Below are 23,101 nucleotides of genomic sequence, written 5' to 3'. Positions count from 1 at the left end.
TAACTTAGTGTTTGTGTCGCTTATGAGTTACACGAAGATTGACACCAAAGACTTTGCCTTCTAAATCCGCATACGGACTATCATGCAGTTCTCGTTGACCATAATTAACCGGTTCGGATACCACGACAGCTGAATCAAAATCAAATACACGTCCGCGTTCGGGTTCACCGTCAACAGGTAAACCAAATTCCGACCTGACTAGTTTATAGGCTTGGCGATGTACTTCGTTATCGAGACTGAAATAAAATTTTTCTTCGTCCGATTTAGGGGTATTGGGATCAGCAATTTCACATAACGAATCGACAACTGATTTTGCCATATGCATAGATCGTATATGAGCAAGTTCAACAGGATCTTTTGCTAGGTCATCCTTAGAGACGAATGACTCGCCGCCACTGCTTTTATTCCAATCATTAGGTTGCATATGTTCTCCTGGAGTTCGTAAAAGGCCATAAGCTGTTAGTTCAGCATCCGATCCTAGATCATTTATATATCTGGATGGTGCTTCCTGGTGAGGATAGTCTATGTATATACTCATTATTTCAAACTTATATTTTTACTATATTACATTGTTTACATTGTTTTGTCAATAGTATTTATGCTTTGCGTATAGTTTGAGATTGCATCATAAGCAATTCATTTCCTTTAAAAAAGCCGGACCTTTTTGGTTGGTCCGGCTTACGTTTGTTCCTAGTTTAGTGAGCGTAATCAGACCAATGAATCATCAAAGACAGTGCGGGCAAGCATCTTGTCGCAGACTGAAATAATAATGTATTGATATGTGTTCGTCACGGTAGCAATTTTACATGCACCCCATGATATGTCAAGCTTTTGAATGCAGAATAATTATACAAATATTGCGTTAGCTGTAGAATTAAAGGAGGAAGATGTGGAATTCCCGATGTCGCATATTGTATCAAAAGAAATTGATTGCCCTGCGACAGCCGTTCTAGCTGTGCATATTATTTACACATGTAATTGACAAACACTAGTAAGAGACGACAGAAATGACAACCAAAGAGCAGACACTCGACGGCGCACAGGCGCTTATAAAAACCCTCGAACTACTTGATGTCGAGTATATTTTTGGTTACAGCGGCGGCGCCGTCATACCGATATTTGATGCCATCGTAACGACGAAGACCAGTATCAAACTCATAGCCAGCCGGCATGAACAAGGCGCCGTACACATGGCAGACGGCTACGCCCGTGCTACCGGCAAACCCGGCGTTGTGCTGGTCACCAGCGGACCGGGAGCTGGCAATGCTATCACGGGTCTGATGACAGCACATATGGATAGCGTACCGATGGTGCTAATCAGCGGCCAACAGATAACCAGCATGCTTGGCCTAGATGCCTTTCAGGAGACGGATGTCATAAACTTGAGCATGCCGGTCGTCAAGCACAGCTATCAGATCTTGGGGGCCGACGACATACCGCAGATTGTGAGGGAAGCTTTCAGTATTGCAAGCAGCGGACGACCCGGACCGGTCGTCATAGATATACCGAAAGATATTAGCTCCGCACCATATAAGGCCGGGGCAGCGACACTCCAAGTTGCAGACAAAACGGTCGTGCAACTGTCGGCAGCACCGGCAGATACTGTGTCGGTTTCGACTGGGTTGCAATCAATCGCGGACGCCGTGTCGCGGGCCAAACGCCCGTTATTACTGGTCGGCCAGGGCGTGCTTATCTCGGGTGCAGCTAAGGCATTACGGGGCTTTGCCGAGCAGCAGCAGATACCAGTTGTCACAACACTGCTCGGCAAGGGCGCTATCGACGAAACTGATCTGCTCAGCCTCGGTATGCTTGGTATGCACGGCACGGCCTACGCCAATTTTGCAATTACCGAAACGGATTGTCTTATAAACATCGGGTCGCGGTTTGATGACCGGATTGTCGGTGAAGCCTCCGTCTTTGCCAGCCAGGCCACAATTTGCCACATTGATATTGATGCGACTGAAATAAATAAAATGGTCGCCACCGACTACAGCGCTATTTGTGACGCCAAATATGCACTGGAGCAGCTGGAAAATCTCGTTAAACCACGGGCACGCCCTGATTGGTTAGCACGGATTGCCGATCTAAAAGCAGCCTATCCATTAAGCTTTGTAGCCTCCGACCAGACATTGTCGCAGCAGTGTATTATCAATACGCTGACTAAACTAACTGATGGCGAGGCGGTCGTCTGCACTGACGTCGGCCAGCATCAAATGTGGGCCGCACAGTTCTACAAAACTAAGCATCCGCGCCACTGGCTTAGTTCTGGCGGCGCTGGCACAATGGGATTCGGCATGCCGGCGGCACTGGGCGCCCAGCTCGGCCGGCCGGACCAGCTGGTTATCAGTATCAGCGGTGATGGCGGCTTCCAGATGACCGAATACGAGCTCGCTACAGCTGCAAACCTAAAGCTACCTATCAAAATCATCATACTCGATAACAAATGTCTTGGTATGGTGCGTCAGTGGCAGGAAATGTTCTATGACAACCGCGAGAGCGGCATCAGTCTGCATGGCAATCCGGATTTTGCACTTTTGGCTCAAGCCTACGGCATCAAAACATTTCACATTGCTCAATCACGTGACGCAAAACAACAGTTGCAAAGCGCGCTCGATTATAACGACGGGCCGGTCGTTGTCTGGTGTGAGGTTGAAAAGGCGGATAACATATACCCTATGATTCCGGCAGGCCGGTCGTATGCCCACATGATGCTGGAAGCACCCGCTAAAAAACTAGAGAAGCCAATCGGGAGCACATAACATGCCGGCCAACACGACTTGTACGCTTGTCATTACGGCAAAAGACACCATGACTGTATTGCCCCGGTGTCTACAGATACTAAGCCGCCGCGGGTGCAAACTGACGGCACTCACAACAGGTACGCTCCCAAACGCAGAAGTTGTCATGCGCTGTACGATACTAGCGCCCGGCCGCTGGCAGGAACCACTGATAAAACTACTTGAGCGGATTGTGGACGTCCGCCATGTGGAGCTTGAGACAGCGCCCGAAACGTTATCATGAACGACGCAGTACAACAAACATTGCTGGCCCCAGTCTACGATGTGGCGATCAAAACACCGTTGCAACTCGCCGCGAAATTATCAAGTTTGCACAATAACGCAATCTATCTGAAACGTGAAGACATGCAGCCGGTACATTCGTTTAAAATTCGCGGTGCCTACAATAAAATCGTCAGCTTATCATCGGCAGAACGCGCCAAAGGTATCATTGCAGCCAGCGCCGGCAATCATGCGCAAGGCGTCGCATCCAGCGCTCAAAAACTCGGTATCAAAGCGACCATCGTCATGCCGAGAACAACACCAAGTATTAAAATCGATGCCGTCAAAGATTATGGCGCAAAGGTACTGCTTGCCGGTGATAGCTATAGCGACGCCTATGATAGCTGCCTGAAACTACAGGCCGAAACTGGCCAAACGCTGATTCATCCGTTTGACGATCCATATGTTATTGCCGGACAGGGAACGGTGGGCAAGGAAATCCTCGAACAACTGCCAGACGTTCACTATATATTTGTACCGGTTGGTGGTGGCGGACTGATTGCCGGCATCGCGCAGTACGTCAAAGCGCTCATGCCAAGTGTGAAAATTATCGGCGTCGAACCTGCCGACAGTAACGCGATGCAGGCATCACTCAAGATCAATGAGCGCGTGATACTGCCGCATGTCGGTATCTTTGCAGATGGCGTGGCCGTCAAGCAGGTGGGTGAATTAACATATGAGCTATGCCGCACCTATGTCGATAGTGTCGTGGCCGTGTCCAACGATCAGATATGTGCAGCGACAAAATATATATTTGAGACAACAAGGAGTATTGTGGAGCCGGCCGGAGCATTGAGTCTCGCCGGGGCGCTGCAGTACATTTCTACACATCGGGTTCATGACAAAAAGATTGTGACCATTTGCAGCGGCGCCAACATCACATTTGAACGGCTGCAGTACATTGCAGAACGTACTATGCTCGGCAGCGGCCGCGAATTACTCTTTAGCGTCAGCTTACTTGAACGACCGGGGGCTCTCGCTAAGTTTTGTACTGAGGTCGTCAACGGTCATAATATTACTGAATTTTCATATCGGCTGGTCGACCATACGCAGGCGCATATTCTGGTCGAAATCACAGTTAGCGGTGCGACCGATCGGGATTATTTTGTCACTAAACTACACAAACACGGCTACGACTACGCTGACCTCTCGAGCGATGATGTCACTAAGGAACATATCCGGCACATGATTGGCGGTCCGGCACGCGCAGCCCGCGGCGAGCAAATATATGAAGTTAATTTTCCAGAGCGGCCCGGTGCGTTGGCAGATTTTTTGCACTCGCTGGGCAATAAATGGAACATCAGCCTGTTTCACTACCGTGGCCAGGGTGCAGATACCGGCAAAGTCCTCATCGGTTTCGAAACTGCCGAATCTGATGACGTACCACGCAGTCTCGAAACCACGGGCTACGAGTACAGCCCAGTAATGTCCCGCGCACTACAAACATTTCTCTAAGCGAACTGCTACAATACGATTATGTCTGATTATGTGCAACTTTTGCAGGGGCTGCGACAGCTCGTTGGTTTCGAAACAGTGACCGGCAATCATGCGCAGGTCGGATCGTGTTACGACTCTATTGTATCTCAGATACAGTCACCGCGGCTGTACATAAATCGTTATAGCTCAAACGGCTACGAATCACTTGTCATCTCGACCCAGGATACGAAGCATCCCAAGGTGCTATTGCAGTCGCATATTGACGTCGTTCCAGCCTATCCAGAGCAGTTCCAACTTGTTCAAAAAGAAGGAAAATTATTTGGGCGCGGCGTCTATGATATGAAATACGCTGCTGCCTGCTTCGTCCATTTACTGGAAGATATGGGACCAGCAGCGCAGCAGTATGATTTTGCGGTCATGTTAACGGCAGATGAAGAAGTAAATGGCCTCAACGGCGTTGATTATTTGCTCAACCAAGGCTACGGCGCCGACGTCTGCATACTGCCAGATAGCGGTGATGAGTGGAATATTGAGGCCAGCTCAAAGGGCTTTGCAACCGCCGAAATTCTTGTTAGCGGCAAGAGTGCACATGGATCGCGGCCATGGGAAGGCGATAATGCGGCCGTGAAACTGGTAGACATACTGACGTTACTCGGCGAGCAATTTCCATATACCGCGCCGCTTGATACAACCTGCACACTGACCAGGTTTGATGCAGGGCCCGCTTACAACCAGATTCCCGGCGAAGCGACCGCAACATTCGATATCCGCTATCCTGACGAAGCTAGCTACGCCAGTTTCAAGAAACACTTTCAGGCGTTTTGCGAAAAACATACTGTGAAAGCCGTTTTCACGGCGCAGGCTGCTGCGATTCAGCATGATGTCGACTCGCCGTTGCTGGAGGTGTGGCAATCAGTCACGGAGCAGATAACGGGCAAAGCGCCTGGCTATACGCATTCATTTGCGGCGAGCGATGCCCGGTATTTGGTGCCGAGGGGTATTACAACTATTTCCGCCCGGCCGAAAGGCGGTGGCCATCACGGACCAAATGAGTGGATCAGTGAAAAAGAATTTTATCAGTATTATGAAGTTGTCAAAAAATTCGTAACGATCGTCGCAGCCGTTGATCTGGATTCAAAATATACTCATGAGCCCGGCAACCGGTCCGTCCAAGTTGACGCATAGCTACTTCTCGAGTTATAATAGTTCTTAAGTTGCCAGAGACAGCGACAGGTAAGTACTTGTACCTACCTTAATTAGTCGCCGAGGTACAAACAAATTCTCATATTGCACAGTAATGTACGATATCGATGAATGTTTGAACGTCTTTCTGCACCACACAACTGCAAGAGGCGTTTTTGTTTGGCAACGGATCTAACACATCACGACAAGGTCGAGTCGTGATCAGAAAGCAAATTAATGCTGCAAAGCATCAAAGGAATAATGCATACATGGCATTAACTAAGGACAAGAAAAACGAAGTTGTCGCAGAAGTGGCCCAGCTACTAAGCGCATCCAAAATGACTGTCGTGACAAAGTACCAGGGTACGACTGTCAAGGCATTGCAGAATCTGCGCCGCGAGGCCCGTGGCAATGGTACGCAGCTCAAAGTCGTCAAAAACCGCTTGGTTATCAAGGCACTCGCACAATCAGACGCTCTCAAAGGCACTGACACGAGCGCCCTGGAAGGCATGCTACTGTACGCCTTCAACGATCAGGACGAAGTCGCGCCAGCTCAGGTCATCGCTACCTTCGCCAAGCTCAATCCAACACTTGAATTTGTTGGTGCGATCAGCGCCGAAGGCAAGTTCCTGACTGCGGACGAAGTCAAATCACTGGCAACCATGCCAAGCAAGAACGAAATGATCGGCCAAGTAGTTGCAATGCTGCTGTCGCCGGTTCACGACGTTACGAACGCTCTATCAGGCAACCTGCACGCTTTGCTTGACGGTGTTTCAGACAAAGCTACCGCGTAAGTACAAACTATCGTAAGTAGCAATCATTAAGGCATTTGCCACAAACAATATAATTGAAGGAATCATACATCATGGCTGATTTAAAGAAACTTGCAGAAGAGCTGACAAAGCTGACTGTACTTGAAGTAAACGAACTAAAGACCATCCTGAAGGATGAATACGGTATTGAGCCAGCTGCTGCAGCTGTCGCTGTCGCTGGTCCTGCCGGAGACGCCGGTCCTGCTGAAGACGTACAGACTGAATTCGACGTTGTCCTCAAAGACGCTGGCGCCCAGAAAGTCGCTGTCATCAAGGCCGTCAAAGACATCACCAGCCTCGGCCTGGGTGAAGCCAAAGCACTTGTCGATGGCGTACCAAAGACCATCCTCGAAAAAGTAAGCAAAGACGACGCCGACAAGGCCAAGAAAGCCCTCGAAGACGCCGGCGCTACTGTCGAACTCGCCTAGTTTTAATCTAAGCTAACGATTAACAACAATAAGATACCGCAGACAATATGTTTGCGGTATCTTATTGTTTAGGATATTATATTCTAATGACATCGCCAGAACTACCACTTATCGAACCTGTGAAACATCGTAAATATTTACGCGCGGCAGTTCTCGTCGCTGCTGGTTTAGTAACAAGCATATCGGTTGGAAGTGCTTACGCCTTACACGATCAAAGGCGAATGTTAGAAAGTTCCGATGCGTATGTGGCCAACGAGCAGCGCTGCCAGAATTTGACACAATTAGCCGGGCATTATTTTGCTACTGCTGAGGTTTCTGTCACTGCCGTCGAACCCGGTCTGCTTGATTATGATGATGCTGCAAGAAGTGCAAATATGCTCATATGGGCAAATGGATGCGGTAATCAAGAAAAAATTAACGGATATATAAGTTCGGTGTCGTGTCTGTCCAATCCAGTTGGCGTCAATAATGGCCGTGAATATGACTTCGTCTGCTTGGCGCAATTACAGCCTGATACCGAAGCCAGTGATGTAAAATTACCCGTTACGCAAGGATAAACTGCATACCCTAGGTATGAAACAAATACTTAGAGGGTTTGCTTATCAAAGCTTAAGCCATTTCATAAACTTTTGACTTGACTTTGATGAAGTGGTAGGATTATGTCTAAGAGGACACCAGACAAAAACTATCAGTATTACCACGAGACATAGTTGAGAGACACGCAGAGAGAATAAATACCATCATGGCAGATGTAGCAGAAAAACAAATCAAAAGATTACGGGCACTTATTCAAGAGGCTGAGACCAGCCTGGCGGCAGCAACTGAATTACTCATCAGCCTAGTTGGCGATGATGAAATGGTTGCGCCAGCCGCAACCCGCGATGACCAGATGGGCAAAATCATAGAGGGCGTATTTGACGGTCAGAATATGGTCGGCAGCGATAGCAAAACGTATCCAGTACCAGCCAATTATGCGTCGAAGTCCAAGCTGGTGCAGGGTGACATCCTCAAGCTGACGATAGCCGATGACGGTTCATTTTTATACAAGCAGATTGGGCCAATTGCCCGCAAACAAGTTGTCGGTACACTCAAGCTCGAAAACGGCCATTACTTCGTCGATGTCGCTGGCAAGCACTACCGTGTGTTGCTAGCCAGCGTGACGTACTTCAAGGCCAAGCCAAATGACCAGGTTAGCGTCAACCTCCCCGAAGACGACTCACAGGCCGAATGGGCCGCCCTCGAAGCTGCTCTCTAGTAGCCATACGCGTCCATTTGTTTGCAAGTAAACAACAAGCCGATATTCCGAATCGGGCAGTAACCGCGGATTGCGTTGGTACATTTTATATCTATCTGCAAATCTACAACGCGCTGCTTACTGCATAAGCGAGTATAATAGCTAGTAACTATGGGGCAAGCATTATATCGAAAATACCGTTCGAAGTCGCTGAGTGAGATAGTTGGCCAGGAACACATCACGGACACGCTTACCAAGGCACTCGCCAGTGGGCGTATTAGTCATGCCTATCTCTTTAGCGGACCGCGCGGCGTCGGCAAAACCTCGATCGCTCGTATCCTGGCGCACGAGATCAATGGACTGGCCTACACTGACGACTCAATGCACCTCGACATCATTGAGATAGACGCCGCCAGCAATCGGCGGATCGACGAAATCCGCGATCTGCGTGACAAAGTATACATTGCGCCGACCAGTGGTGCTTACAAAGTCTATATTATCGATGAAGTCCACATGCTCACCCGCGAAGCTTTCAATGCCTTACTCAAGACACTCGAGGAGCCGCCAGCTCACGCTGTCTTTATACTAGCTACCACCGAGGCACACAAACTACCGGAAACAATCGTTAGCCGCACGCAGCATTACACCTTTAAAACCGTCGATGCAGCCAAGGTCATTGAGCATTTGCGTCATATTGCAACCACCGAAAACGTCGCAATCGACGACGAGGCATTAGCCATCCTGGCCGCACATGGTGAAGGCTCGTTCCGCGACAGCATCAGCGTCCTCGATCAGGCGCAAAGTCTGAGCAACCTGAATGATCAAACGGAGATCCGCGCAGCCGATGTCCGGCAGCTGCTGGGCATAGTTCCAGACGAAGCGATCGATGAGCTCATCATTGCACTGAGCCACGCAACGCCGTCCGGCGAACTACTCGGGAAACTCAGTGATTTGTACGCCCAGGGCCTGCAAGCTGCCAATATCGCCAGCCAGCTCGCTGGCAAATTACGGACTGCACTGACCGTCAGCAAGCCGTTACTGCCAGTCGGCCAATCATTATCGCTCATGAAATCCTTAATCGAAGTGCCGGCCTCGCACAATCCTGAGCGCCTGCTGGAAATAGTGCTGCTTGAATCTGCCGATACGGTGCATGGTTCATCGCCACCCATGCCGCTCGTGACGCCTGCTCATGCTCATTCCACTGCCGAACCCGTTAGAGCAGCCGAGCAACAAGCGGTAGCAACGCCGGTAGCTCCTCAGCCAACATCCGCTGCGTCTGCGTCAATTGACAGTAGCATGCCCGATCCAGTCCAGCAGCCGGCTCCAATGGCCGCAAACGAGACACAACCGACACCAGCTAAAGCCGCCAAAACACCGAAGGCCACGGTAACGACTGAAGTACCTCCAACACCTCAATCTGCTGATACTGAGGCCGCCACTCCTTCGGCTGTCATTTTACTGGATGCTGCTGCCTGGCCAAACGTACTCGGCAGTATAAAAAAGGAATATAATACCTTGTATGGTGTTCTGCGAATGGCAAACCCGGTATTTACGGCCGATGGGGTCGAACTGCAGTTTAAATTTTTGTTTCACCAGAAACGACTAAATGAAGTCAAGAACAAGAAAATTATCGCGGCGTACATCAAGCAAATTACCGGTTCTGATGCTATCGTGACCTGTACTTACGTCAAAGACGGCGTTTCGGGCGGTGTGACAGCAGCTACCGACACAACCCCCTCCGGAAACGATATGGAAGCGATACAAAACATATTCGGCAGCGCTGAAGTACTGGACTCGTAACGACACATTATGAAAACGACCAAAACAACCACACCCAAATTCAATCAGACAGAGCAGCCGCAAAATACGGATGCCGAAGCCTCACTGCTCGGCGCCATACTCATCGACGCCGATGCGATTGTCAAAATAGCCGATGCTATACTGCCCGGCGATTTCTTCGATGCTCGTAATCAGCATATCTACGACGCCATTACGCAGCTCTATGAAAAGCGGCAAGCCATTGACGTGCTGACGCTTTCCGATCAGCTCAAAAATATGGGCTATCTGGATATGATCGGCGGCCCGACGTATTTGACCGAACTGACAAATTTCGTACCAACTGCCGCCCACGTCGAACAGTATGCTGACATTGTCGCCCAAAAATCGATGCGGCGTCGACTGATACACACCTCAAATGAGATTAGCGGGCTTGGCTTTGACGAATCAAGGAGCCTCAAAGAGCTGATCGAGGAAGCGGAGACACGCCTGTTTCAAGTTAGCCAGCAGCACGTCAAACAAACCATCGTATCAATCGAGGATATCTTAGCCGAAAGCTTCGAACGGCTCGACGAACTACACAAAGACAAAAAATCCATCCGCGGCGTCCCGACCGGTTTCAAGGATATGGACAATATCTTGGCAGGTCTGCAAAAATCCGACTTATTTATCTTAGCCGCCCGCCCGTCTATGGGTAAAACCGCCTTCGTACTCAACCTCGCACATAATGTCGCTGTCCACTCCAAAGAGCCAGTACTGTTATTTAGCCTGGAAATGAGCAAAGAGCAGTTAGTCGACCGTTTGCTGTCTATGGAATCCGGCGTTGACGCCTGGGCGCTACGGACAGGCAACCTCAGTGACACAGACTTTGAAAAAATTGGTGAAGCCATGGGAACGCTGTCAGAAGCACCGATATACATCGATGATACGCCTGGTATTACTGTCAGTGACATGCGCACCAAGGCGCGGCGCGAAGCGCACCTGCGTCCACCCGGCCTGATTATTGTCGATTACCTGCAGCTCATGAGCGGCGGATCAAGGTTCGGTGGGGACGGCAACCGCGTACAAGAAATCTCAGAAATTTCCCGTGGCCTGAAAGGCATCGCCCGTGAACTCAACGCGCCGGTGATTGCACTGAGCCAGCTCAGCCGTTCCGTCGAAAGCCGGACGCCGCAAATCCCGCAATTGTCCGATCTCCGCGAATCAGGCTCCATCGAGCAGGATGCTGATGTGGTCGCCTTTATTTACCGCGAAGATTATTACAACCCCGATACCGACCGTAAAAACATCACCGATATCCTGATCAAGAAACACCGTAACGGTCCGCTCGGCAACGTCGAGCTGTACTTCGATAAGGACAAGCAGCGTTTCCGCGGCCTCGACACCCATCACGGCGGAGCAGGCGATCCGTTCGAATAAGACACGGCAGACGCCGCTAAATATCGAGTTCTACGCCAAAAATTGCTATACTGCATGCAGCAAGGCTGATCCCGAGCAAATATAGCAAACATCATATTTGAACAATGAAAAAATACAAATTAGTTATTAGTCGTCATGTATGGCACATCCTGCTTGGAGTTGCCAGTGTAGCACTTCTGCTGACGTTGCTGTGGTTCCGGCTTGGCTCGCTGACCTATGGCAATGCTGCTGATGTAGAGGTAGCCAGCCGGACGGCAGCAGCCAGTTGGCAAAACATCATTACGAATCCACTCAATGCACCGTACAGTGTCGTCGGGCGGCTAGTGGTCGCTACCGGGCACGACGGTATCACCTCGCAGCGTCTGATCAGCACCATGTTTGGCGCACTGGCAGCAACGCTGTTTTATTTTGTTGCCCGGCAGTGGCATCGCATGCGTGTCGCCATGCTGGCAACCTGGTTGTTTATCAGCTCCAGCTGGTTTTTGCATGTTTCTCGGCTCGGTACCCCGGAAATATTGTGGCTCGTCAGCATACTGACTATTGTTGTTGTGCTGACTCCGAATAAGAACGGCCGCCAAACGTCACTGGCACTACCAACAACGCTTGCCGCCCTGATCGGCGTTCTGTACGTTCCTGGTATGGTGTGGTTGGTATTGGCTGGTATTATTTTGCAACGTAAAAATATCTTTGAAGCCTGGGAAGCGACCCGTGCTGGCTGGCTGCGTGCCGCCAGCATTATTGGCAGCCTGGCACTGATTGCGCCGCTTATCTATGGCCTGATCCAGTCGCCGTTACTTGTCTGGCAATGGATTGGGCTACCGGCAGGAACTGGGCCAGCGAATCTGTCAGTCACGAATGTTCTATCCAATCTGGTTGACGTTCCGAAAAGTCTATTTGTCAGCAGTTCGTTTGATCCGGTGCACTGGCTTGGTACGCTGCCGTTGCTCAGCTCCTTCGAAATTATTATGTTTGCGCTCGGAGCCTACTTTTATGCGACGCATCTTCGGGCTGCCCGCACCCGGCTGATCGTCGCACTGGCTGGCGTTGCCTGGGCGCTCGTCGGCATCATCGGTATAAATTCGATTTCAATGGTCATACCGGTCGTCTATCTGCTGCTGGCGGCTGGAATAGCCTACATACTACATGAATGGATGAAAGTATTTCCAAACAATCCGCTGGCCCGAACCTGCGGCATTGTGGCCATTTTACTGGCTGTGTTCCTGACTAGCGTTTATCAGACCCGCAGTTATTTTGTCGCCTGGCGCTACAACATCGAAACTTCAAAAGTTTTTAATACAAAGTTATAGCAGATACACACAGGCCGATACTACTGCCGGACAGTCACCGGTTACGCGTTCATGTCTTGATTTGGTATACTGAATGTATTCGAATATTTCAGAATAAGGGAGATAACCGTGACGAAATTTGATCAAGCCAAAATGTTAATGCAGGTTCGTAAAATCCAAAAGGAACTTGCCAATCAGATCATTACTGTTGAAGCCGGCGACGGTGCTGTCAAAGTAGAGATCAGCGGTGAACAGAAAATCAAGAAAATACATATAGATCCAGACTACATAGACCTCGAAGATATCGGACAGCTGGAGCGTTGGATTGAAGATGCTGTCAAAACGGCTATTCAGGAAAGTCAAAAGGAAGCTGCCGAAAAGATGCAACCAATGATGGGTTCACTTGGCAATCTAGGTTTATAAGTAGTACATGCAAGTACTACCACCTGCCTTAACTGATCTTATTGACGCTTTGGCCGCATTGCCCGGTGTCGGCCCGCGCACGGCCGAGCGGTATGCTTATTTTTTGCTCAAGCACGAGCCGCACACTAGCGCCCGACTGGCCGATACGCTGCTGCGTCTGCATACCGGCGTGAGCTATTGCCGTAAGACTTTTGCGCTGATATCGGCCGACAGTGAACTATCAGACCTGTACACAGACCCGCGCCGTGACAAGCAGGTAGTGGCAGTTGTGGCAGAGCCGTTTGATGTCGTCGCACTTGAAAAAACCGGTCAGTTCCAAGGCACGTACCATGTGCTCGGTGGGCTAGTATCGCCAATCGACGGCATTGGTCCGGATCAGCTTCATATTGCGGAGCTGACCAGCAGAATTGACGAGGATAAGGTCACTGAAATTATTTTAGCGACAAACGCCAGCGTTGAGGGCGAGTCAACTGCATTGTTCATACAGCAACAAATCGGCAATAGGCCAGTCAAAGTAACCCGATTGGCGCGCGGACTGCCTATCGGCGTCGACCTTGAGTACGCTGACCAAATCACGCTGGGTCGGGCTTTATCTGGCAGACAAACATTATAACCGTGCTGCGTGCCGTATAATAACTTTATGACAACCGACCTATATCCAGAAGCTACGCAGTTACAAACCATTATCGATGCAGCGCAGCATATTGTCATTTTACAGGCCGACAACCCCGATGCCGACAGTCTCGGCAGCGCGCTGGCGCTTGAGCAAATACTGAGTGATATCGGCAAGAATGTGGACATGTACTGCGGCGTCGATATGCCGGAATATCTACGCTATTTAGCGGGCTGGGACCGGGTACAACGCGAAGTGCCTAAACAATTTGATGCCAGCATTATTGTTGATGCCGGTACCTATACGCTGTTCGAAAAACTATCATCCCAACCGATTATGTTGGCGGCCGTAAAGGCGCGTCCTTGCGTCGTGCTTGATCATCATACTAATGTCGAACAGCCAATCGATTTTGCGCAGGTGACAATTTGCGATAATCAGGTCGCATCGACGGGCGAACTAATATATAGACTAGCCGACTCGTATGATTGGCCGCTCAGCGGCACTGCCTGTGAAGCATTAATGGCATCGATTCTAGGCGATACCCAGGGCCTCATGAACGAGCTGACCAAAGCCGGCACCTACCGTGTCATGGCCGATCTGGTCGAGCATGGTGCCAACCGGCCAAAACTCGAAGAGCATCGCCGGGAATACAGCAAAATGCCGGAGACAATATACAGGTACAAAGGCCGTCTGCTATCGCGAACCGAGTTTATCTCAGGCGGCCGGATTGCACACTTGACGATACCGCAGGATGAAATCAACAGCTTCAGCCCATTATACAATCCCGGACCATTGGTTCAGTTCGACATGCTGCAGGTACAGGGCGTCCGTCTGGCTATTGTTTTTAAGACATACGATGACGGCAAAGTCACGGCGGCCCTGCGAGCCAGCACGGGTTACGGTGTTGCTGGTGCGCTGGCAACGCATATGGGTGGTGGTGGACATCCCTACGCCAGCGGCTTCAAAGTAGTCGATGGTCGGCCGTTCAACGAAATAAAAAGTGAATGTTTGACACAAGCAGCCATACTTCTTGATAAAATTGAACAGGACGCAACCGACCATGAAACTCTACAACACACTTACCAGACAAATTGATACTATAGAGCCGCTGAACGCACCAACCGTAACGGTCTATACCTGTGGACCCACCGTCTATGATTATGCCCATATCGGACATTGGTTTAACTATATCCGAATGGATATTTTAATTAGAACACTTCGACAGAGCGGCATGCGGCCGGAGTGGGTTATGAATATAACCGACGTCGGCCATCTTGTGAGTGATGCAGATGATGGCGAAGACAAACTTGAAAAGGGCGCCCGACGCGAAGGCAAAACGGCATGGGAAGTTGCTGAGTTCTATACCAAAGATTTTCTTGATTGCATGAAACTGCTCAATATATCCAAGCCTGATCATATCACGAAGGCAACCGATCATATAGCCGAGCAAATTGCACTAATCGAGCGCCTAACAGACAAGGGCTACACCTACATTATCAGCGACGGCGTCTATTTCGATACTAGTAAATTTGAGAGTTATGCCGCTTTTGCACGTCTGGACCTGGAGGGCCAACAGGCCGGTGCGCGGGTCGAATATAACACCGAAAAGCGCAACCCGACTGATTTTGCCCTTTGGAAATTCAGTCCTGCCGCAACTGAAGGAAACGGCGACAAGCGCCGAGATATGGAATGGGAAAGCCCGTGGGGAATCGGCTTTCCAGGCTGGCATATTGAATGCTCGGCAATGAGCATGAAGTACCTTGGAGACACCATTGACATACATACCGGCGGTATCGATCACGTACCCGTGCACCATACCAATGAAATTGCTCAAAGCGAGGCTGCTACCGGCAAGCGTTTCGCGAATTATTGGATGCACGGCAATCACGTGATGGCAGAAGGTAATAAGATATCGAAAAGCCTCGGCAATGGTATACGTTTGCAGGATATTCTAAAGAAGGGCATATCGGCACAAACCGTACGGCTACATGTGCTTGAATCGCATTATCGCAGCCAAAGCCTGTTTAGTATGGCCGGTCTCGAAGCGGCCCACAATCGGCTTCAGAGCTATCAGGCGATGGCTGATGTCCGCTGGCAGGATATACCAGGAGCCGCCAATGCCGGCTATATAGAATTACTGACTCATACTCTACCCAAACTCATAAGCAATGCGCTACAGCATGACCTGAATACCCCACAGGTACTTGCTATACTGAGCGAATACGAAACACAGCTGCGAGACGGCTACACCAGTCAAGCCAAAGATGTATTTGAATCGTTTTTGAGTGTTTACATTTATGACGCTCTCGGTATCGACCTGCTTGCCAGCTCCGACATTAGCGATGAGCAAAAGAACCTGATTGCCGAACGTACTCTTGCCCGTGCCGACAAGAACTGGGCGCAATCCGATCAGCTGCGTGAGGCAATATCCGCACAAGGCATTGGCATCCGCGATGCTGGCGACCGATCATTATGGTATCGGCTGTAGATTACAGCCGCAGCGTTAGTAAATTATCTATCGAGAACAGTCTGACAACCAACTACATAGCATACACATAAGGAGTGCTAGGCTTTTGCCTCTTCAGCAGTTTTATCTATGACCGGAGTTTCCGTGTTATTGATGTATTCATGATTGACAAGATAGTCGAGAACGGCGATGCGGATACAGCCAGCAACCGGGATTGCGAACAGACCACCGAACAAGCCGCCGAACTTGATACCGATAACAACCGATATAAATACCAGAAGTGGAGACATGTTGGTGGAATTAGCCTGAATGCGCGGCTGGACAATATAATTTTCGATCTGTTGATACAGAATGTAGTAACCAAAAATGATAATTGCGGCCAATGGGGAAGTGGCGAGGGCGACCAATGTCACGATGACCGCACCGATAGTGTGTCCAAACATCGGTATGAGACCACAGATAAATACAATGACCATGAGCGCAACCGGATAGCTGATGTCCAGTATAAAGAAGGCCGGGAATATGAGTATCGCCGCGAGTGCCGCCAGCGTCACTTGACCGTTAATAAAGCCCTTGACCACACGGTACATATCGCCAGCCAGCCGATCGGCATGCCGGCGCTTTTTCGGAGGCACAAGTTCCCGGAAAAAGGCGAGTACTTTCGGCCCCTCGATCAGCATCATGAATGTTAGTACAAGTATCGTCAAAATTGCGAACAAGCTACTACCGACTTTGGCAACTGTCGACAGTGCCGAGCCGCCAATGCCTTGTAGTTTTTCGCCGATATCATTCGAGGCAGTGTTTAATTGTCCTTCCAGGCGGTAGCGTCGGATCAGGCTGCCGATTTCGCTATCCTGGTCATGGGCATCGCGTACCAGCTGCGGTACTGAATTCACAAAACTCTCAGTCTGTTTGATAAGCGGTGGAACGATACTTGCCAAAAATCCGACGAAAAACAGGACGACCACCAGAAATGATATTGCCGTTGCCACAGAGCGCTTACCGCGCAGGCTGCCAGGAAGTCGGCGGGCGATACCCTGAACAGGACCGTTCAAGGCAAGCGCCAGGAAGAATGCGGTAAAAATAAGTATCAGCGACGAGGCTGCTTGCTGGATGGCGGCCAGCAATAAAAACGCACCAATCACCAGAGCCAGCACGCGCAGCACTGTCTTGTTACTAATAGTTACTTCAGTTTCTTCAACAGTATCTTTTTTAAATCGTTTAAACATGCGTTTATTGTCTCACGGTTTCATTGGAGCGGCTAGTCCGCTTTTGCTGGGCTCGTTTGTATTGCTTGAGCAGTTTTTCACCGACAACCGCTACGTCAAACTGCGGCCCGTACGATGCCTGCCATTTGAGAGCTCTAGCATGCTTTCGAGGGTCAGTCAGATACGTACAAATCTTGTTCGCTAGCTCGGCTGCGTCATCAACTTTGAATAACACATCCGGATAGGGCGCTAGCACTGCCCCGTATCCAGCATTCTGAGCCGCCAGCACCACTGGACCTTTGACTGCCATTGCCTCGATCAGTACGATCCCGAAACTTTCGCCGCCGCTACTTGGAAAGACCGCTAGATCGGCTGACTTCAGATATTTGGGCTTATCACTCTCGCTGATATAACCGGTAAACTCAACTCGGTCGGCCAAGTTATGACGAGCGACAAAGGACTTAAGCGTCGATTCAAGCGGTCCTCGTCCACAGATGACGACCTGAAAATCTAGGTCCGGATCAGTTGCCCGCAGACGACTAACTGCTTCCAGTAGCACTTGGCAGCCCTTGCGCGGCATGAGTCTGCCCAGATAGACAATGGTTGGCTTGCTTGCATAGCGCGGGAAGGGCTGAGCATTGGAAAATTCTGAGATCGTGACAACATTCGGAAGTACCGTTGTTTCAATACCATAGGTCGTACGCGCAAAGTCAGCAGCAGCCGTACTGACGCTGACAATGCCATCAAAGCGCCTAAGTGACTGACGGGTCCACAGCGCTAGAGCTTTGGTAGCACGATTGACAAGACTGGTATGTGGCGCAATATGAAATGTTCCCATGATGGCCGTTGACGCTGGTGCTGCCATGATGATCCGGTGAGCCAGCCATGGACTATAAGGCATCTGAACATGCAAAATATCAAACTGCTCCCGGGCCAGCAAAGCTTTGATCCGCCTCCGGCTGGCAGGCAGCGGCATCGACATCCGATTGCCATTGAACCGAACATTCATATTACGGCTCAGGCTATGCACCGATGTCATGTCAGTCCGGGTCGTGTGACCGACGAGATAGTGCACCTCATGACCCTGGCCCGACAGCCAGACACCAAGCGTTAGCACATACTGCTGTACTCCATCAGTTGAATCTAGCGTATCGTCGAGTACAAAGCCTATTTTCATAATTGCTAAGCCATTTCATTGATAGTTGCGTGGCGCTTGTGAGCCGTCTCGTATACTTCAACGTATTGATCGACGATTTTCGGATAGCTGAACTGCTTGACGTAGCCCTTAGCCCATTTTTTCCAGAGACTGCGCAGCTCATCATCATACAGCAGCACGTGCATCCGGCGTGCAAATTCATCCGAGTTTTTAGGATCGACGAGCGAGATGGAACCAAGCTCCTGCATGACGGATGCGTACCCCGGATTGTTTCCGGCAACCGTCACCAGGCCCGATGCCATTGCCTCGAGCAGTACAATGCCAAAGCTTTCACCGTACAGAGCAGGCGCGCAGAAGAGATCTGCTGTCGCCAGCAATTTGATCTTTTCCTCTTCGCTGATGTAGCCCAGGAATTTAACATTTGGCAGGTCAAGTTCACTGGCCGTTGCTTCAAGTTTTTCACGGTCCGGCCCATCACCAGCAATGATAAGCTCGACGTCCGGTGACCGGTCACTCAAATGGCCGTAGGCTTCGAGCAAATTATTGACACCCTTGCGGCGCTCCAAGCGACCAATATATAACAGCGTCTTCTTGGTCTTTTTACTCGGTGTGCTAATTTTACTGATGGCTTTAAACTGCGACAGATCGATACCGTTAGGAATAATCGATATCGGCGCATCAGTCATGGTGCTGACATATTCGGCTGCAGCTTCGGATACGGCAGTCAATTCATCGAGATTGCGCAGGACTGCCTTGGTATAGGGCGTAACGACTCGTACGACAGTGCGGCTCATCATGGTTTCAGGTAATTTGGCATGGAAGGTTGCGATGTTGACGCTCGTTGAACGGCTAAGAATCTGCCGGCTGAGCATAGGCACCCATGGCTCGTGGAAGTGCAAAATATCAAACTGTTGTTCTTCCAGCATTTGTTCAATACCGTACATATCGGCCGTTACCGAAAACTGCGATGTCGTATGTAAGGGCGATTTGAAATCAGCGGCCGATCCGACAAAGATAATATCTTTGGTTCGATGTGAATCGGCTAGCTCTCGCGGCTCAGGTGTCAGGATCTTGACGTCGTGCCCACGGTGGATGAGTTCCTTCTGCATGGCACGTACAATTTCCTGAACACCACCGCCTCTAGCGATGTTGTACGGGCATATAAGACCGATCTTCATTACCATCAGTATACCATAGTCAGGCTTCTGAAGGCTGCGAAAGCGCTTCGCGGAGCACTGTCGGCAGCAAAGGAGCAGCCGTGGCCGCATCGGCGATGACACTCGGTGCATGATTTGGCAACGTCGTGGGAGCATCGTGAAAGTCTGTGAATATGATGCGCAGATGCTGTTCTACGACTGTATGGTCAAAGAAGTGATCGTTTTCGGTCGACACATGCCAGACGGGCAAATTAACTTGTTTCGTGCAGTTATCAAGCGTCAGCAGTTGCACGGTAGTGAACATATGCGTCCGGACATCATTTTTCTGCCACAGCCCGACTTCGACGTCCATCATGGCATTAAATTCATCGGCGTTAGTGGCAGCAGCAAATTTGTTTTTGGCATTATGCGTACGACCATAGGCAGCCCGCAGCACGGGACGAGTCAGTAGCGTGCTGCGGAATAGCCATGCCATGGGATTGTGCGACAAAACACCAGCTCCCAAACGATAAAACCAGTAGCGCGGACGGGTGAAGGTAAAATCCTGATGGTGGGCAAAACCGACGATACTAACAAGCATATCAACCTTGTGTGTCAGCTCAGGATAACGCTGGAGCATGCGGGTGACGACGACAAATCCAAAACTCATCCCTGCAATCGTGACTTTCTTGTGCTTGTAGCGCCACTTGATGAAGGCAGCGAGATAATCTGCCAGCGCATCAATCGTCGGCTTTTGCCCAACTTTGTAGTAACTATCCATGCCGCCGAAGCCGGGCAGGTCGGGCATCGTCACTGTGCCATACTCACTGAGTACTTCCATCAGTCCCCACCATCGTTCGAGCGTGGAGTGATGACCGTATACGAATAATATCTCGCGGTGGTGTACTGGCGATTTCCCGGAAGGCTGGTGCGGCAAGCGCAGCATCCGGCCTTCGAGTCCACTAATATTAAGCGGCACAATATAGTCTGCCGGATTATGCGTTTGTTCTGCCATAGATATGTCAACTGTACCGTATTTCCGAGAGTCGAACAACTCGAATAGATGCGAGCGTGGCTCTAGTATAGAACTATATGCTAGCCACTGCATAAGCCTTGTCATTGGTTCGCGTAGAAACCTCGTAGTGACGTATAATCAATACTATGCCACGCCGCACTCGTATCATCCTTATACTGCTTGTCGTATGCATGCTGATAGTCGGAACAATTACATTAGTCTCGCGCTCCGACAGTACAGCTTCAGTCAGCGGTGCTACTGCAAAAGCGACAAAACAAAAGCCTGCGTCAGCTACAAATTTCGCGTCGGCTTCGTTTAACAAAACTCGGCTGTCGCGAACTGACCCCGGTAGTATTTGGGTCGTCGTCAACAAGCACCATCCATTGTCACAATTGTCGTACGCCCCGACCGATCTAACTGCTGTCGGCAATGGGCAATATCTGCGCGCCGAAGCAGCGACAGCACTCGCACGTATGCTGAGCGACGCCAAACAAGCAGGACTAACAATTACCCCAGCTAGCGCTTATCGCTCTTATACTACGCAGGTGACAGTATATAACCGTGAGGTAGCGACCAACGGTCAGGCGGTTGCCGACAGTCAGAGCGCCCGGCCCGGATACAGCGAGCACCAAACCGGCTTTGGCGTTGATCTGGCAGGCGGTGGCTGCTACATCGAAGATTGCTTCGGCGAAACAGCTGAAGGCAAATGGGCCGCAGACAATGCTTACAAGTACGGATACATACTCCGCTACACACCGGATGATACACCAATCACTGGCTACCGGGCAGAGTCATGGCATTTTCGGTATGTCGGGGTCGATCTTGCAGCAGAGCTACGCAAACAGAAGGTTGCCACACTCGAAGAGTTCTTTGGTATCAGCGGTGGGGCAGACTATAGGTAGCACCGATCGCCTCTGTAATGTATAATTCTACACGCACTGCTATAGTAGGGCGTCGCCAAGTGGTAAGGCACCAGTTTTTGGTACTGGCATTCGGGGGTTCGAATCCCTCCGCCCTAGCCAAGCATAAGCATAATTTGTTGGTTCATTCGGATCGATTAGACTGCTATTGCTATTATGGTAATTATAAGGTATAATTACCATTTGTTAGCAGAGGAAGCACACAACATGCCTAAGTATGAACGACAATTAAACAGCAGTTTACCAGATTTTGGCGAGATAGAATGCAGTGCTGCATGGGGCATGGACGACGAAGCTGAGGATTTATCTCCAAAAGACCGCCAATATGAAGGCTTTTACCCGCCTCAGCCGAAGGCGCCGCCTATCTTCACCGGTTATACATCTGCCCCTCAATTATCAGTAATAGGTTCGATAGACATCATCGACGATGAATACTTCAGGAACAAACAGGCTCGTGGACTACTCTAGAATCAGATAGATTCTAATAGGAATTAATTTTTCCTTAGATTGATACAGTCACTGAGAGTTGCGAAGTACGTCAACTAGGGGTAGCCAAATATCATTATTAATGTTATTGTATTATTATGACATTTTATGAAGCACTGACGAACAACCCATTAGGGGAAAGTATTGATCACGATCATGTGTTTGCTCTAGTTTCAAAAACTTCTGAACGACCAACAGACGAAGAAATACAGAAAGCTCTAATCACTAGCCCAGCTCTACAATATTTCATTGATAATGTATCTGAGGCTGACTGTTCTCAGATATAAAAGTTCGAAGTGCGTCAACTAGGGGTAGCCGTATGAAAAAGCTCCAGGCAACGCTTGGAGCTTTTTCATATCCTGGTTCGAGTGCCGGGATTCAATGAACGAGGTTCGGTCGTCAGTCTCATGCCCGAGCGCAGCACGGCGCATAGATTGACGTGCACTATCCCTCCGTCCTAGTCGAGCATAAGCAGTATACATATTAGTTTATTGATGATATTATATAGTTTATGCTAATTTTTATATCAGGTAGCATCAATTCCGGTAAGACATCTACATCAAATGCACTCGCCGATCGCATCAATGCAGCTTTAATAAATGTAGATGATCTGAACGATACTATTCCAAATTTCAATCTTGCTACTGATTTAGACAAGTCAATGGATCTCGCCATTGCTACAATCAACGAATACTCAAATGAAGGTAAAGACGTAGTAGCGAATTATGTTATAAGGCCTGAGGATTTTATTCGTTTTAAGAATGAGATACACACAAAGCCACAAATTGTCATTACTCTTGCTCCCCGGCTAGAAATAGCACAGGGCATTAGAGGAAACCGTAAACTTTCGGAGTGGGAAGTATCTAGGGTTAAATACCATTACGATACGGGTATTGCATCTCCAAGCTTCGGATATGTTATTGATAATTCAGATCTCTCAATCAACGAAACTGTCGATAGGATCTTGGAAATAGTTGCGAAGTACGTCGATTAGGAGTAGCCATATTGATTATGCTTAAAGACTTCTTATTAAGCAGTAAGCAG

23 protein-coding genes, 1 tRNA gene and 1 other annotated feature are annotated in these 23,101 nt (G+C 49.6%); of the genes, 19 read left to right on the top strand and 5 right to left on the bottom strand.

Annotated features, from left to right (window positions below; translation table 11 throughout):
• Nucleotides 1-4: 4 nt before the first annotated feature.
• A complete protein-coding gene (locus VF575_01555) occupies nucleotides 5-424 on the bottom strand; it encodes a hypothetical protein (protein HEX8182269.1) in 420 nt (139 codons plus the stop codon).
• Between the two features lie 583 nt (nucleotides 425-1,007).
• On the opposite strand from VF575_01555, the gene ilvB reads away from it, so the two are divergent.
• The 15 genes from ilvB (at nucleotide 1,008) to cysS (ending at nucleotide 16,157) form a co-directional block, all read left to right on the top strand.
• Nucleotides 1,008-2,759 (top strand): biosynthetic-type acetolactate synthase large subunit, encoded by a 1,752-nt coding sequence (gene ilvB, locus VF575_01550; protein ID HEX8182268.1) that lies wholly within the window; start codon nucleotides 1,008-1,010, stop codon nucleotides 2,757-2,759.
• A gap of 1 nt (nucleotide 2,760) precedes the next feature.
• Nucleotides 2,761-3,021 carry a hypothetical protein gene (locus tag VF575_01545; GenBank protein ID HEX8182267.1) on the top strand — a complete coding sequence of 87 codons (261 nt, stop codon included), beginning with the start codon at nucleotides 2,761-2,763 and terminating at the stop codon, nucleotides 3,019-3,021.
• Nucleotides 3,018-4,514 (top strand): threonine ammonia-lyase, biosynthetic, encoded by a 1,497-nt coding sequence (ilvA, locus tag VF575_01540; protein ID HEX8182266.1) that lies wholly within the window; start codon nucleotides 3,018-3,020, stop codon nucleotides 4,512-4,514. Before VF575_01545 ends, ilvA begins: the two co-directional genes overlap by 4 nt.
• Nucleotides 4,515-4,535: 21 nt before the next feature.
• Complete coding sequence (locus VF575_01535) at nucleotides 4,536-5,681, top strand: M20/M25/M40 family metallo-hydrolase (GenBank protein ID HEX8182265.1); 1,146 nt, start codon at nucleotides 4,536-4,538, stop codon at nucleotides 5,679-5,681.
• A gap of 14 nt (nucleotides 5,682-5,695) precedes the next feature.
• Nucleotides 5,696-5,866: a sequence feature (ribosomal protein L10 leader region), on the top strand.
• 81 nt (nucleotides 5,867-5,947) lie between these two features.
• Nucleotides 5,948-6,472 (top strand): 50S ribosomal protein L10, encoded by a 525-nt coding sequence (gene rplJ, locus VF575_01530; GenBank protein ID HEX8182264.1) that lies wholly within the window; start codon nucleotides 5,948-5,950, stop codon nucleotides 6,470-6,472.
• Nucleotides 6,473-6,543: 71 nt separating this feature from the next.
• A complete protein-coding gene (rplL, locus tag VF575_01525) occupies nucleotides 6,544-6,918 on the top strand; it encodes a 50S ribosomal protein L7/L12 (GenBank protein HEX8182263.1) in 375 nt (124 codons plus the stop codon).
• 86 nt (nucleotides 6,919-7,004) lie between these two features.
• Nucleotides 7,005-7,475, top strand: coding sequence for a hypothetical protein (locus VF575_01520; GenBank protein HEX8182262.1), 471 nt, complete (start codon nucleotides 7,005-7,007; stop codon nucleotides 7,473-7,475).
• Nucleotides 7,476-7,660: 185 nt separating this feature from the next.
• Entirely contained in the window at nucleotides 7,661-8,173 is a 513-nt protein-coding gene (locus VF575_01515; GenBank protein ID HEX8182261.1) for a hypothetical protein, read from the top strand.
• Nucleotides 8,174-8,323: 150 nt separating this feature from the next.
• The gene (dnaX, locus tag VF575_01510; protein ID HEX8182260.1) at nucleotides 8,324-9,952 is read left to right on the top strand and encodes a DNA polymerase III subunit gamma/tau; all 1,629 of its coding nucleotides are present in this window, start codon (nucleotides 8,324-8,326) and stop codon (nucleotides 9,950-9,952) included.
• 9 nt (nucleotides 9,953-9,961) lie between these two features.
• Nucleotides 9,962-11,347 carry a replicative DNA helicase gene (dnaB, locus tag VF575_01505; protein ID HEX8182259.1) on the top strand — a complete coding sequence of 462 codons (1,386 nt, stop codon included), beginning with the start codon at nucleotides 9,962-9,964 and terminating at the stop codon, nucleotides 11,345-11,347.
• Nucleotides 11,348-11,451: 104 nt separating this feature from the next.
• A complete protein-coding gene (locus VF575_01500) occupies nucleotides 11,452-12,654 on the top strand; it encodes a hypothetical protein (GenBank protein HEX8182258.1) in 1,203 nt (400 codons plus the stop codon).
• A 108-nt stretch (nucleotides 12,655-12,762) separates the two neighbouring features.
• Entirely contained in the window at nucleotides 12,763-13,056 is a 294-nt protein-coding gene (locus VF575_01495; protein ID HEX8182257.1) for a YbaB/EbfC family nucleoid-associated protein, read from the top strand.
• Nucleotides 13,057-13,063: 7 nt separating this feature from the next.
• Nucleotides 13,064-13,669 carry a recombination mediator RecR gene (recR, locus tag VF575_01490; protein HEX8182256.1) on the top strand — a complete coding sequence of 202 codons (606 nt, stop codon included), beginning with the start codon at nucleotides 13,064-13,066 and terminating at the stop codon, nucleotides 13,667-13,669.
• Between the two features lie 27 nt (nucleotides 13,670-13,696).
• Nucleotides 13,697-14,764, top strand: coding sequence for a DHH family phosphoesterase (locus VF575_01485; GenBank protein ID HEX8182255.1), 1,068 nt, complete (start codon nucleotides 13,697-13,699; stop codon nucleotides 14,762-14,764).
• The gene (gene cysS / locus VF575_01480; GenBank protein ID HEX8182254.1) at nucleotides 14,730-16,157 is read left to right on the top strand and encodes a cysteine--tRNA ligase; all 1,428 of its coding nucleotides are present in this window, start codon (nucleotides 14,730-14,732) and stop codon (nucleotides 16,155-16,157) included. Before VF575_01485 ends, cysS begins: the two co-directional genes overlap by 35 nt.
• Before the next feature lie 77 nt (nucleotides 16,158-16,234).
• On the opposite strand, the gene VF575_01475 is transcribed toward cysS, so the two are convergent.
• The 4 genes from VF575_01475 to VF575_01460 are packed head-to-tail and all read right to left on the bottom strand — an operon-like array spanning nucleotide 16,235 to nucleotide 20,651.
• Complete coding sequence (locus tag VF575_01475; protein HEX8182253.1) at nucleotides 16,235-17,365, bottom strand: AI-2E family transporter; 1,131 nt, start codon at nucleotides 17,363-17,365, stop codon at nucleotides 16,235-16,237.
• A 4-nt stretch (nucleotides 17,366-17,369) separates the two neighbouring features.
• Entirely contained in the window at nucleotides 17,370-18,521 is a 1,152-nt protein-coding gene (locus VF575_01470) for a glycosyltransferase family 4 protein (GenBank protein HEX8182252.1), read from the bottom strand.
• A 5-nt stretch (nucleotides 18,522-18,526) separates the two neighbouring features.
• On the bottom strand, nucleotides 18,527-19,678 hold the full coding sequence (locus VF575_01465; protein ID HEX8182251.1) for a glycosyltransferase family 4 protein: 1,152 nt from the start codon (nucleotides 19,676-19,678) through the stop codon (nucleotides 18,527-18,529).
• 19 nt (nucleotides 19,679-19,697) lie between these two features.
• Nucleotides 19,698-20,651 carry an alpha/beta hydrolase gene (locus VF575_01460; protein ID HEX8182250.1) on the bottom strand — a complete coding sequence of 318 codons (954 nt, stop codon included), beginning with the start codon at nucleotides 20,649-20,651 and terminating at the stop codon, nucleotides 19,698-19,700.
• A 146-nt stretch (nucleotides 20,652-20,797) separates the two neighbouring features.
• On the opposite strand from VF575_01460, the gene VF575_01455 reads away from it, so the two are divergent.
• The 4 genes from VF575_01455 (at nucleotide 20,798) to VF575_01440 (ending at nucleotide 23,051) form a co-directional block, all read left to right on the top strand.
• Nucleotides 20,798-21,553, top strand: coding sequence for a M15 family metallopeptidase (locus tag VF575_01455; protein ID HEX8182249.1), 756 nt, complete (start codon nucleotides 20,798-20,800; stop codon nucleotides 21,551-21,553).
• Between the two features lie 45 nt (nucleotides 21,554-21,598).
• Nucleotides 21,599-21,673, top strand: a tRNA-Gln gene (locus VF575_01450).
• A gap of 105 nt (nucleotides 21,674-21,778) precedes the next feature.
• Nucleotides 21,779-22,039, top strand: coding sequence for a hypothetical protein (locus VF575_01445; protein ID HEX8182248.1), 261 nt, complete (start codon nucleotides 21,779-21,781; stop codon nucleotides 22,037-22,039).
• A gap of 529 nt (nucleotides 22,040-22,568) precedes the next feature.
• Nucleotides 22,569-23,051 carry a hypothetical protein gene (locus VF575_01440; GenBank protein HEX8182247.1) on the top strand — a complete coding sequence of 161 codons (483 nt, stop codon included), beginning with the start codon at nucleotides 22,569-22,571 and terminating at the stop codon, nucleotides 23,049-23,051.
• Nucleotides 23,052-23,101 lie beyond the last annotated feature (50 nt).

It is taken from the genome of Candidatus Saccharimonadales bacterium (assembly GCA_036388415.1).
Lineage (GTDB): Bacteria > Patescibacteriota > Saccharimonadia > Saccharimonadales > UBA4665 > UBA4665.
Note: the sequence above shows the minus strand (reverse complement) of the source record. Positions and strands in the feature narration are given on the sequence as shown.

Excerpts from the sequence above, each read along its gene's own strand:
- VF575_01555 (HEX8182269.1), bottom strand. The coding sequence starts at position 424 with ATGCAACCTAATGATTGGAATAAAAGCAGTGGCGGCGAGTCATTCGTC.
- ilvB (HEX8182268.1), top strand. The coding sequence starts at position 1,008 with ATGACAACCAAAGAGCAGACACTCGACGGCGCACAGGCGCTTATAAAA.
- VF575_01545 (HEX8182267.1), top strand. The coding sequence starts at position 2,761 with ATGCCGGCCAACACGACTTGTACGCTTGTCATTACGGCAAAAGACACC.
- ilvA (HEX8182266.1), top strand. The coding sequence starts at position 3,018 with ATGAACGACGCAGTACAACAAACATTGCTGGCCCCAGTCTACGATGTG.
- VF575_01535 (HEX8182265.1), top strand. The coding sequence starts at position 4,536 with ATGTCTGATTATGTGCAACTTTTGCAGGGGCTGCGACAGCTCGTTGGT.
- rplJ (HEX8182264.1), top strand. The coding sequence starts at position 5,948 with ATGGCATTAACTAAGGACAAGAAAAACGAAGTTGTCGCAGAAGTGGCC.
- rplL (HEX8182263.1), top strand. The coding sequence starts at position 6,544 with ATGGCTGATTTAAAGAAACTTGCAGAAGAGCTGACAAAGCTGACTGTA.
- VF575_01520 (HEX8182262.1), top strand. The coding sequence starts at position 7,005 with ATGACATCGCCAGAACTACCACTTATCGAACCTGTGAAACATCGTAAA.
- VF575_01515 (HEX8182261.1), top strand. The coding sequence starts at position 7,661 with ATGGCAGATGTAGCAGAAAAACAAATCAAAAGATTACGGGCACTTATT.
- dnaX (HEX8182260.1), top strand. The coding sequence starts at position 8,324 with ATGGGGCAAGCATTATATCGAAAATACCGTTCGAAGTCGCTGAGTGAG.
- dnaB (HEX8182259.1), top strand. The coding sequence starts at position 9,962 with ATGAAAACGACCAAAACAACCACACCCAAATTCAATCAGACAGAGCAG.
- VF575_01500 (HEX8182258.1), top strand. The coding sequence starts at position 11,452 with ATGAAAAAATACAAATTAGTTATTAGTCGTCATGTATGGCACATCCTG.
- recR (HEX8182256.1), top strand. The coding sequence starts at position 13,064 with ATGCAAGTACTACCACCTGCCTTAACTGATCTTATTGACGCTTTGGCC.
- VF575_01485 (HEX8182255.1), top strand. The coding sequence starts at position 13,697 with ATGACAACCGACCTATATCCAGAAGCTACGCAGTTACAAACCATTATC.
- cysS (HEX8182254.1), top strand. The coding sequence starts at position 14,730 with ATGAAACTCTACAACACACTTACCAGACAAATTGATACTATAGAGCCG.
- VF575_01475 (HEX8182253.1), bottom strand. The coding sequence starts at position 17,365 with ATGTTTAAACGATTTAAAAAAGATACTGTTGAAGAAACTGAAGTAACT.
- VF575_01470 (HEX8182252.1), bottom strand. The coding sequence starts at position 18,521 with ATGAAAATAGGCTTTGTACTCGACGATACGCTAGATTCAACTGATGGA.
- VF575_01465 (HEX8182251.1), bottom strand. The coding sequence starts at position 19,678 with ATGAAGATCGGTCTTATATGCCCGTACAACATCGCTAGAGGCGGTGGT.
- VF575_01460 (HEX8182250.1), bottom strand. The coding sequence starts at position 20,651 with ATGGCAGAACAAACGCATAATCCGGCAGACTATATTGTGCCGCTTAAT.
- VF575_01455 (HEX8182249.1), top strand. The coding sequence starts at position 20,798 with ATGCCACGCCGCACTCGTATCATCCTTATACTGCTTGTCGTATGCATG.
- VF575_01445 (HEX8182248.1), top strand. The coding sequence starts at position 21,779 with ATGCCTAAGTATGAACGACAATTAAACAGCAGTTTACCAGATTTTGGC.
- VF575_01440 (HEX8182247.1), top strand. The coding sequence starts at position 22,569 with ATGCTAATTTTTATATCAGGTAGCATCAATTCCGGTAAGACATCTACA.